The organism is Intrasporangium sp., from assembly GCF_039812505.1.
Classification (GTDB): domain Bacteria; phylum Actinomycetota; class Actinomycetes; order Actinomycetales; family Dermatophilaceae; genus Intrasporangium_A.
This window is the reverse complement of sequence record NZ_JBDIAQ010000135.1, coordinates 1-9,711: the sequence shown is the minus strand read 5'-3', so window position 1 is coordinate 9,711 and position 9,711 is coordinate 1. Positions and strand designations below refer to the sequence as shown.

Sequence of the window (9,711 nt, the reverse complement as noted above, 5' to 3'; positions counted from 1 at the left end):
ACCGCTATCTCGCCGACGTCGGTGCCGGTATGCCGCACCGGCACCGTCGTGCCGGTCCCGACCGTCGCGCCGGTCCCCACCGTCGCGCCGGGCTCGGCCGGCATTTCGGCCGGCGGCCAGGACCTCGACCAACGCTCCCCGTCGGCCAGCCAGAGCCGGACCTCGGCCCGCGCCTGCCCGGTGGTCCGGGAGGCGGCCTCGGCCACCCGGGGCGCCACCTCGTCGACCGGCAGCGTCGCCGCGAGCTGGCGGGTCAGCACCCGCATCACCTCGTAGCCGTCGGCCCGGTCACCGAGCAGCAGCCGCGCCACCAGCCGGTCGATCGGGTCGCACAGCAGCCACAGCAGCACGGCCACCACCACGGTGACGCCGACCACCCCGGCGAACGGCGGCTGCCCGGTGCGACCCGAGACCGCGCGGTAGCCCCACGCCGCGCCACCGTAGACCGCCGCCGCGAGCACGAACCGAGCCACCGCCCGCGCGGCGGCCAGCCGCAGCCCACCTCGACCCCTCGTGACGGCGGTCATTGCGCCACCGCCGCTGGACGTGGGAGCGGCGCGGCACCGAGCAGCTCGGTCCCGCCCTCCGCGCGGGAGGACATCCTGACCCATCCGCCGAGCGCGGCGAACCGGCGGGCGAGGTCCGCCACGCCCCCGACATTGCCCCGGGCGGAGGGCGCCGGGCCGGTCCCGTCATCGGCCACCGAGAAGGTGACCTCGCCGGCCAGGAACTGCACCCGGACGGTCACGACCCGGGCCGCGGCATGCTTGGCGGCGTTCTGCAGGCCCTCGAGGCAGGCGAAGTAGACCGCCGTCTCCAGGTCGGTCGGCAGCGCATCGGGGCCGGCCCCGAGCCCCGCGTCGACGGTCACCTCGACCGTCAGGCCGCTGCCCCGGGCCAGCCGGGCGGCCTCGAGCAGGCCCCCGGACAAGCCCAGCCGGCGCAGCACGGCAGGCCGGCCGTCGCCGCTGAGCTCGGCGACGTCGCGGGCTGCGATCTGTAGCAGCCGACGCAGCTCGGCACGTCCCTGCGGCGTGCTCACGCCTGCCTCGTGTCCGGTCCGGGCCGCGATGATGGCGGCGACGAGGGCCTGCTGGGCGCCGTCGTGCAGGGCGCGCTCCAGGACCCGCCGCTCGGCGTCCTGGGCCGCCACCAGACGCCGGCGTGAGAGCGCCAGCTCGGCGGCCCGCGCTGCCAACGCGTCGACCTGGCGGGCCAGCGTCATCGTCAGCGTCGCGTTGTGCACCAGGAGGCCGGCGTGGGCGGCGATGTCCGAGCCCACGCCCTCGTCGGCGGACGAGAGGCGTTCGCCCGGGGGCAGCCGCACGGTCAACAGCCCGAGCAGCTCGCCGTGGTGTCGGATCGGCCAGCCCTGCTGGGCCTGGACCGCCGCCGTGCGGGCGGCCGCGGAGCGGTCCTCGCCGGTCACTTGCACCTCGTGGGGGCCGACGCGCTCGGGTGCCGACGCAGCGAGCACCATACGGTCGTCCTGCACGAGCCACAGGCCGGCGGACACGGCCCGGGTCGCGGCCACGAGCACCGCCACGATGTGCTCGAGCTCCCGCGCGGGACTCAGGTGCTCCAGCGAGCCGGCCAGGGCGCGCACCGCCTCCGTCGGGCTGAGCACCTGCCCGAACACCACCCGGTTGGCCCACCGGCGGCCGGCCACCCGCAGGGGCTCGACGAGCGCCGCCGCCAGCGCCAGCGTCAGGGCCGTCACCCACAGCCCGCCGCCGGCCAGGTGCGCACCGGTGGCGACGGCGAGCACGTAGGCCGCCCCGAGCAGCAGGGCCAGCAGCCCGTAGACCAGGATGCGGCTCAGCAGCCGGTCGATGTCCCAGAGCCGGTAGCGCACCACCCCGGCGAAGAGCACCACTGGCACGATCGCGAACACTGCCGGGAACAGCCCCTCGATGGCCTCCTGCACGGCGGCCGCCTGCCCCCCTGTGCCGGTCGGCTCGCCGACCGCCCAGGCGCCGAGCCACACCAGGGCGAGCGCCAGCGCGGGCAGGAGGCCGGCACAGAGCAGCCGGGCGGTGGCCCGGTCGCGCTCGCCGGTGGCCGGGTCGAGGATCCGCAGCACCTGGGCGGTCCCGCCGACCAGCGACACGGCGATCCCGAAGAACGCCACGAAGAACCGGGGGTGGTCCAGGAAGCTGCCGTGCCAGCTGATCACGGCCACCGCAGCAGTGGTGACGACCACGACGACGCGCAGGGCCGGTGCGGGCAGCCGCACCCGGCGCGGGAGCCGCCCGTCGGGGAACAGCAGCACCGCCCACACGTACGCCACCCCGGAGACGATGTGGAAGGTGAAGTGCAGGACCGCGACCGGCCAGGGTGAGCCGATCAGGTGGAACACGCGGTGGCTCGGCAGGTTGAACGTCGCGGCGGTGCCCAGCAGCGCGAACGCGAGCAGCCGGGGCACGAGCCGGTCCGGTCGCCGGACGAACAGCAGGACGCCGAGGGCCAGGTTGAGGACGCTGAACAGGTACTGGACCCCGGTCTCGAGGGCGGTGGTACGGTCCGGCGCCGCTTGGGCCAGGTCGGGCCCGGCCATCGGCATCGGCACCAGGCCCAGCAGCAGCCAGGCCAGCAGCCCGGCCAGGTAGAGGCCGAACAGGATCCGCACGGCGCGGCGCTCGATGCTGGACAGGTCCACGCGCACCTCCGGATCGTTGGCGGCATCTTCACGATAGGCCGGATGCCCCCTGTCGGCCGGGTGGTCGGGGCAGCCCTCAGGTCGTATGCCGCTCACCACCGGCAGGTGCACCGGCCCGCCGGGTGGCACGCTGGGGGGATGACCGACCATGACGCTGTGGGTGGCGACGCTGTGGGTGACGACGCTGTGGATGCGGACTCCGTGGGTGTCGCACTGCTCCGGGACGGGTTCGACCGGGTCCGCGAGGGGGTGGCGGCCGTGGTCGACGGGCTGGGCGCCGACGAGCTCTGCTGGCGGGTCGACCCGGAGGCGAACCCGCTCGGCTGGCTGGTCTGGCACCTGACCCGCCAGCAGGACGCCCAGGTCGCGCACCTGTCGGGGCTGCCCTCGCCGTGGCGGGCGCAGTGGAGTGAGCGCGTGGGGCTGGCCTACCCGGCGCGGGCGAGCGGCTACGGCATGTCGCCCGACGAGGTGGGCCGGTTCTCGGTCGGGGACGGCCGGCTGCTCGTCGGCTACCACGACGCGACCCACGACCTGACGATGCGCTGGCTCGACGCGATGACCGACGAGGACTGGGGCCGGGTCATCGACCCGGGCTGGGACCCGCCGGTCATCGTGGCGGTCCGGGCCGTCTCGATCCTCGAGGACAGCGAGAAGCACCTGGGGCAGGCCGAGTACCTGCGGGGCCTGCTGCTCCGCCGCCGGGGGAAGGCCTCGTGACCGGCCCGGGCGAGCCCGGGTGGACGCGGGCCGGGTCGGCCGGGCCTGGCTCGGCCGGGCCTGGCTCGGCCGGGGCCGGGTCGCCGACCGGGCAGTCCCTCCCGGGCTGGCTCAAGCAGGCGTTGCGGCTGCCGAACCGGCTCTACGAGCGCGGCTGGGGCCGGCTGCTGGGGCACCGGTTCCTCCAGCTGACCCATGTCGGGCGCCGCAGTGGCCGGACCTTCCACACGGTGCTCGAGGTCGTCCGGTACGACCCGGGCACCGGTGAGGCTACGGTGCTCTCCGGCTTCGGGCCCCGGGCCGACTGGCTGCGCAACGTGCAGGCCGGTGGCCGGGTGCAGGTCAGCTTCGGGGTCGGACCGCGGGCGGCGGCATACCGGGTCGTCCCGGTCGAGGAGGCCGAGCGGGTGCTGGCGGACTACGAGCGGCGCAACCGGCTGGTCCGGCCGGTGCTGCGTCGGGTGCTGAGCGGGCTCGTCGGCTGGGACTACGACGGGTCGCCGACGGCCCGGCGCCGCCTCGTGGAGCAGCTGCCGGTGGTGGCCTTCCGGCCGGCGTTCGTGGACACCCCCGACGGGGCGGCCCGGAACATGTGATAATGGGGCCCAATGACTCAGGCGACCCTAACCCGACCCCACCACGCGCCGACCCCGGTCGCCACGGTGGCCGTCGTCGCGGCCCTTGTCGGTATCAACCTCGCGAACCACCTGCTGCACTGGGACACGATCTGGCTCGGCCCGCTCGGCGCGGCCGCGCTGCTCGCCTTCGCCCGGTGGTCCGGGTTGAGCTGGGCCCAGCTCGGCCTCGGCCGACACCAGTGGCGGCCGGGCCTGCGTTGGGGTGGCGGGGTCATCGCCCTCGTCGGGCTGGTCTACCTGGCCGGCGTGCTGCTGCCGACGACCCGCACGGCCTTCCTCGACGTGCGCTACCACCTCGCCCCGGCCGGTGCGCTGCTGAGCGCGCTCGTGATGATCCCGGTCGGGACGGTCCTGTTCGAGGAGATCGCGTTCCGGTCGGTGCTGTGGGGCTTCCTGTCCCGCCACGTGAAGATCTGGTACGTGGCGCTCGCCTCGTCGCTGCTGTTCGGGATGTGGCACGTGCTGCCGGCGATGGCCTCCGCCGGGGCCAACCAGGCCATCGCGATGGCGGCGATCCGGCTCGGGCCGTTCGCGAACCTCGCGGTCGTCGCCGGGACGGTGCTGTTCACCACCGCCGGCGGCCTGGTGGCGGCCTGGCTGCGGCGCCGGTCCGGCAGCCTGCTGGCCAGCGTCGGCATGCACTGGGCGACCAACGGGCTCGGGGTCCTGTTCGGCCTGCTCGCCTGGCACATCGTGCGCTGAGGCCGACTCGCGCCGCGCCCGCGTCGCCGGTCGCCCCCGCAACCCGTCGAGCGGGCACCCGGTCGCCGGACGAGCCTCACGCCCGGCGCAGCACCACCAACGTGTCCAGCGCCTCGTGCACCTCGCCGTCGGTCTCGACCGGACGGACCACCAGCTCGGCCGACTCCACCTCGACCGGTTGGCCCGCAACCTCCGCGACCACGTCGTCGGGGTCGTAGAGCACCGCCGGGTCCTGCGGCCCGCCCCACCCTTCGCCCCGGTTGCGGGCGGCATGGCCGACGACCACGACCCGTCCGTCGGGCGCGGCTGCCGCGATCCCACGCGACCACGCCCTGCGCCGCTCGTCCGCGGGCAGCTGCAGGTAGGAGAACAGCACGAGGTCGTAGGGGCCGCCCTCCGGGGCCGGCGCGAGGGCGTCGCCGACCAGGGCGGTGAAGCGGTCTGCCGCGGCACCGAGCTGTTGCTGCGCGAGGCGTCGGGACCGCTCGACCGCCACCTCGGAGAAGTCGACCGCGACAACCGACCACCCTCGCCCGGCCAGCCAGATCGCGTTGCGGCCCTCCCCGGCGGCCACGTCGAGCGCGCGGCCCGGCGGCAGGCTCCCGGCGACCTGCTCGACCCACCGGTTCGGGCCGGCCGACCACACGAGGTCGACGGCGGCATACCGGTCGTCCCAGTCCTGTGCCTTCATACGGCACATCATCCACCCGCGAACGGGACCGCCCGGCGCGCCGGGCGGAAGCGCCCACTCGACGGGCCGCGCCCGGTACTTGCCAGAATGGACCGTGCCCGCGCCCCGCGACACCCCCGCACCGTTCGACCACAAGCGCCTGCTGCTGGGCGCGTCCTCGCCGTCGCGCATGCGGGTGGCGCTCGTCAGCGGCCTCTCGCTGGGTGTCGCCGCGACCATCGCGACCTTCGTCGGCAACCCGAGCCACGCCCTGCTCGTCTCGCTCGGGGCGTTCGCCGCCATGTACGGGATCGACCGTCCGTACCGGCACCGGGCCTGGCTGCTCACGGTCGTCACGTCGCTGTTCCTCGGGGGCGTCGTCTTCGGTGCCGTGACCGAGCGTCTCGCCGCCGGCCTGGGCGCCGAGCCCGGCACCGTGGCCGCGGGGGGCCTGGTCGTGATCGCGGGGATCACGCTCCTCGCGGCCCTGGCGACCTTCCTCGCCAGCGCCCTGCAGGTCGGTCCGCCGGGCGGGTTCTTCTTCGCGCTGGTCGCCTCGATGGCCTCGCTGCTGTCCTCCCGCGGGATCTCGGTCGGCGAGCTGGCGGGCCTGACCCTGCTCGGCGCGCTGACCGGGATGACCCTCTCGCTGCTGCCCGGTCTGCGCACCCCGCACCGCCCGGTCGCGAAACGGCTGCACGCGGCCGACGCCGCCCTGACCCGGCACCTGACCGCACTGGACGCGGGCCGGGCCACGAGCCGGACCGCACCGATGCCGCCGTCGCCCTGCAGGCCGCCTGGATCGCCATCGACGAGGCGGGGCTGCGCGACAGCGACACGAGCCAGGCCCTGCACGCGATGCACGCGCGCTTCGCGGCCACCCTGTCAGGAGAGCCCGCCCCGGTACTGGATCGCGCCCACCGCGACCGTCGCCAGGCCGAGGACATCCCGCTCGGGGCGCCGCGGCGCGGCTACCTGCTGCGACGCGCCCTGCACACCGGCACGCTCCCGACGATCCTCGCCACGCGCGTGCTGGTCGCGTGCGCGGTGGCGGGGACAGCGGCATACCTGCTCGGCACGGGGCGCCCCGACTGGGCGATCATGAGCGCCATCCTCATCCTGCACAGCGGCGTGGACCGTCTCGTCGGCACGTACAAGGCACTGCACCGCCTCGTCGGCACTGTCGCCGGTCTCGTCCTGTTCACGCTCGTGTATGCCGCTCACCCCCACGACTACGTCCTGATCGTCCTGCTCGCCCTCCTGCAGTTCCTCATCGAGCTGGTCCTGGTGCGCAACTACGCCCTCGCCGTCGTGATGATCACGACGCTCGTCCTGCTCGTGACGAGCGTGCCCGGGCAGGACCCCGCCGAGGTCATGCGGGACCGCCTGCTCGACACGGTCATCGGGGTCGCCGTCGCGGTCGTCGTGCTGTGGACGGTCGGGCAGAGCCTGCTGCGGCGCGCCCTGCCGGGCCAGCTCGACCGGGTCGAGGCCGTGACGGCCCGGCTGGAGCGGGTCGTGACGGCGACCGGCCCGACCTCGGACCCGGCGCTGGCGGCCCGGCGCGACCTGCAGTTCGAGCTCATCGAGGCGGTCCGGATCGCGGACACCGCCTACCGCAACGCCCCGGACGACGCCGGCGTGCACTGGCAGCGTCACCTGGCCGGCCAGGATTCCGGCTACCGCCTGCTTGCGGCATGCTGGTCCCAGCCACGACGTGCGTGACCGCGCTGCCGGAGGGGACCCACCATGACCGACCTGCGTCTCGGAATCATCGGCTTCGGGCTGCGGTCCAGCCTCGCCAGGTGGGCCCACCGGCCCGGCGAGGGATCGGTGGTGACCTTCGTCTGCGACGACGACGAACGCGGCCGCCGCGACGCGCTCGAGCGGGTCCCCGGCGTCGCCGTGACCGGCCGGCTGGACGACCTGCTGGGCAGCCACCGGGACGAGATCGACGCCGTGCTGGTGCTCACCCCCGACCACCTGCACACCGAGCACGCGGTGCGCACGCTCGAGGCGGGCCTGCCGACCTTCCTCGAGAAGCCGGTCGCGACCACGATCGAGGGCGCCGACCGGATCCTCGCGGCGGCCTACCGCACCGGCACCCGGCTGTACGTCGGCCACAACATGCGTCACATGCCGGTGATCACGGCCATGCGCGAGGTCATCCAGCGGGGGACCATCGGGCAGGTCCGGGCGATCTGGTGCCGCCACTTCGTCTCGGCGGGCGGTGACTACTACTTCAAGGACTGGCACGCCGACCGGCGCAACACGACGGGGCTGCTGCTGCAGAAGGGCGCCCACGACATCGACATCATCCACTGGCTCGCCGGCGGCTACACCGAGCGCGTCAGCGCGATCGGCTCGCTCAGCATCTACGGCGACATCACCGACCGGCGCGACAACTCCGACCGCCGGATGTGGGACTGGTACTCCCTCGACAACTGGCCACCGACCGCCCAGCGCGAGCTGCACCCGATCGTCGACGTCGAGGACATCTCGATGGCCAACCTCCTGATCGAGGGCGGCGTGCTGGCCTCCTACCAGCAGTGCCACTTCACCCCGGACTACTGGCGCAACTACACCGTGATCGGCACGAGGGGTCGCGTCGAGAACTTCGGGGACGGCCCGGGCAGCAAGGTGAAGGTCTGGACCACCCGGACCGACGCCTACCGTGAGGACGCCGACGAGGTGATCACCATCCCCGCGGCCGACGACGCCGGGCACGGCGGCGCAGACCCACTGCTGATCGCGGAGTTCGTCCGCTTCGCGCGCGACGGCGGGCCCACGATGACCTCACCGGTCGCGGCCCGGATGTCCGTCGCGGCCGGGGTCGCGGCGACCGTGTCCCTGCGTTCCGGCGGCAGCGCGGTGGTGGTGCCCCCGCTGGATCCCGACGTGCTCGCCTGGTTCGAGCGCAGCCAGGCGCCCGTCTGACCGCGAGGTCTGACGTCTGACCTGTCTGACCTGTCCCCCTGTCCCCCCGTCCCCCCTCCCCGGGTCGAGAGTGCAGCTTTCCGGGTCGAGAGCGCACTGTCGATCAGGAATGGCGCACTGTCGACGAGGGGTGGGGCGCCGTGCGCCGGGTCCGCTCCGGCAGCCCGATCACCACCGCCGCCGCGAGCACGATGCCGAAGCCGGCCAGCTGCGGCCAGGCGAGGTGCTCACCGAGCACGAAGACGCCCAGCACGATCGAGACGATGGGGATCAGGTAGGTCACCGTCGAGCCGATCGTCACCCCGGCGCCGCGCACCACGTCGAACTGGAGCATGTAGGCCAGGCCGGTGCCCACGATCCCGAGCGCAAGCACCGCGAGGATCGCCCCGTATGCCGCTGGGCCGGCCTGCGTGGTGAGGCTCCACGGCGCGGGGCCGGGTCGGGCGAGCGCCCACCAGACCAGCGTGACCGGGATCATCAGGACGCTGCCGCAGACGAGCATCGCGGTGGGCTGCGACAGGCCCCCGAGGTCGACGTGGGCGAGCATCCGGCGCAGGTAGGTCCAGCCCAGGCCGTAGGACATCCCCGCGGCGACCACGATCGCGAAGCCGACCAGGTCCGGTCGGCCCGCCGCCTGCCACGGCTGCATGATCGTGACGACACCGAGGAACCCGACGACGACCGCCACCAGCTTGGGCCGGGTGAGCCGGTCGCTCGGCAGCAGGGCCCAGCCGAACAGGACCGCGGCGAGCGGGGTGGTCGCGTTGCCGATGCCGGCCAGGGCCGAGCTGACCCGGGTCTCGCCGAGCGCGAAGCCGGTGAAGGGCACCGCGGTGAGGAAGACACTCGAGACGAGCAGGTGTCCCCAGGTGCGCCTGCCCCGCGGCAGCCTGCTGTGCGTCACCCGCAGCAGCAGGAGCAGCACGGCGGTGCCGGCGAAGATCCGCAGGGCGGCGATCTGCACCGGGGCGAGGGCGTGCAGCCCGAGCTTCATCAGCAGGAAGCTGGAGCCCCAGATGAACGCGAGGGCAAGGTACTTGGCCTGCCACGGGATTGGAGTGTCTCGTCGCACCCGACCATCTTGGTGCTCCGACGGGCGCGCCCGACAGGCGGGCGGGGGGATCGCCGGCCGCGCTCCGTGCCGCGGGAGGTGCGTCATAAGAACCCACACCGGTTGCAGTTGTCGTGGTCGCGCCCCCGGGTTCGCCACGAGAACCCACACCGGTTGCAGTTGTCGTGGTCGCGCCCCCACGCTACCTACGGGCCGTCGCCCACATTCTGGACATCGTTATGGATCACATAACGGCGCCTTATAGATTCCGATCCCATGACGGTGACGGAGACAGCACCCCGCACACTCCGGGGCCCGAACGCCGGCCGGTCCA

Annotated in this window: 10 protein-coding genes; 6 read left to right on the top strand and 4 right to left on the bottom strand. The window is 74.1% G+C overall.

Annotation, left to right across the window (positions count from 1 at the left end; all coding sequences use genetic code 11):
- A partial coding sequence (locus WMI84_RS14565; protein ID WP_347354389.1) for a hypothetical protein occupies positions 1–527 on the bottom strand: 527 nt, incomplete at its 3' end.
- Positions 524–2,665 (bottom strand): hypothetical protein, encoded by a 2,142-nt coding sequence (locus WMI84_RS14560; RefSeq protein ID WP_347354387.1) that lies wholly within the window; start codon positions 2,663–2,665, stop codon positions 524–526. The genes WMI84_RS14560 and WMI84_RS14565, both read right to left, overlap by 4 nt.
- Before the next feature lie 195 nt (positions 2,666–2,860).
- Between WMI84_RS14560 and WMI84_RS14555 the strand changes: the two genes are divergently transcribed.
- From WMI84_RS14555 to WMI84_RS14545, 3 genes are read left to right on the top strand one after another with little or no spacing between them, the layout of a single operon-like run.
- The gene (locus WMI84_RS14555) at positions 2,861–3,379 is read left to right on the top strand and encodes a DinB family protein (RefSeq protein ID WP_347354385.1); all 519 of its coding nucleotides are present in this window, start codon (positions 2,861–2,863) and stop codon (positions 3,377–3,379) included.
- Positions 3,376–3,975: a nitroreductase family deazaflavin-dependent oxidoreductase gene (locus WMI84_RS14550; protein ID WP_347354383.1), complete on the top strand. Its 600-nt coding sequence runs from the start codon at positions 3,376–3,378 to the stop codon at positions 3,973–3,975. Before WMI84_RS14555 ends, WMI84_RS14550 begins: the two co-directional genes overlap by 4 nt.
- A 12-nt stretch (positions 3,976–3,987) precedes the next feature.
- Positions 3,988–4,719 (top strand): CPBP family intramembrane glutamic endopeptidase, encoded by a 732-nt coding sequence (locus WMI84_RS14545; RefSeq protein ID WP_347354381.1) that lies wholly within the window; start codon positions 3,988–3,990, stop codon positions 4,717–4,719.
- A gap of 76 nt (positions 4,720–4,795) precedes the next feature.
- Here WMI84_RS14545 and WMI84_RS14540 read toward each other — a convergent pair whose 3' ends face one another.
- Positions 4,796–5,410: a class I SAM-dependent methyltransferase gene (locus WMI84_RS14540; protein WP_347354379.1), complete on the bottom strand. Its 615-nt coding sequence runs from the start codon at positions 5,408–5,410 to the stop codon at positions 4,796–4,798.
- A gap of 94 nt (positions 5,411–5,504) precedes the next feature.
- On the opposite strand from WMI84_RS14540, the gene WMI84_RS14535 reads away from it, so the two are divergent.
- The 3 genes from WMI84_RS14535 to WMI84_RS14525 are packed head-to-tail and all read left to right on the top strand — an operon-like array spanning position 5,505 to position 8,326.
- The gene (locus WMI84_RS14535; RefSeq protein WP_347354377.1) at positions 5,505–6,494 is read left to right on the top strand and encodes a hypothetical protein; all 990 of its coding nucleotides are present in this window, start codon (positions 5,505–5,507) and stop codon (positions 6,492–6,494) included.
- Positions 6,419–7,114 carry an FUSC family protein gene (locus WMI84_RS14530; protein WP_347354375.1) on the top strand — a complete coding sequence of 232 codons (696 nt, stop codon included), beginning with the start codon at positions 6,419–6,421 and terminating at the stop codon, positions 7,112–7,114. Before WMI84_RS14535 ends, WMI84_RS14530 begins: the two co-directional genes overlap by 76 nt.
- 24 nt (positions 7,115–7,138) lie before the next feature.
- Complete coding sequence (locus tag WMI84_RS14525) at positions 7,139–8,326, top strand: Gfo/Idh/MocA family oxidoreductase (RefSeq protein ID WP_347354373.1); 1,188 nt, start codon at positions 7,139–7,141, stop codon at positions 8,324–8,326.
- A gap of 103 nt (positions 8,327–8,429) precedes the next feature.
- On the opposite strand, the gene WMI84_RS14520 is transcribed toward WMI84_RS14525, so the two are convergent.
- A complete protein-coding gene (locus WMI84_RS14520) occupies positions 8,430–9,398 on the bottom strand; it encodes a DMT family transporter (RefSeq protein ID WP_347354371.1) in 969 nt (322 codons plus the stop codon).
- Positions 9,399–9,711 lie beyond the last annotated feature (313 nt).

What these genes read in the sequence shown, in the direction of transcription:
- WMI84_RS14545 (WP_347354381.1), top strand. Translation starts at nt 3,988, where the DNA reads ATGACTCAGGCGACCCTAACCCGACCCCACCACGCGCCGACCCCGGTC.
- WMI84_RS14540 (WP_347354379.1), bottom strand. Translation starts at nt 5,410, where the DNA reads ATGAAGGCACAGGACTGGGACGACCGGTATGCCGCCGTCGACCTCGTG.
- WMI84_RS14525 (WP_347354373.1), top strand. Translation starts at nt 7,139, where the DNA reads ATGACCGACCTGCGTCTCGGAATCATCGGCTTCGGGCTGCGGTCCAGC.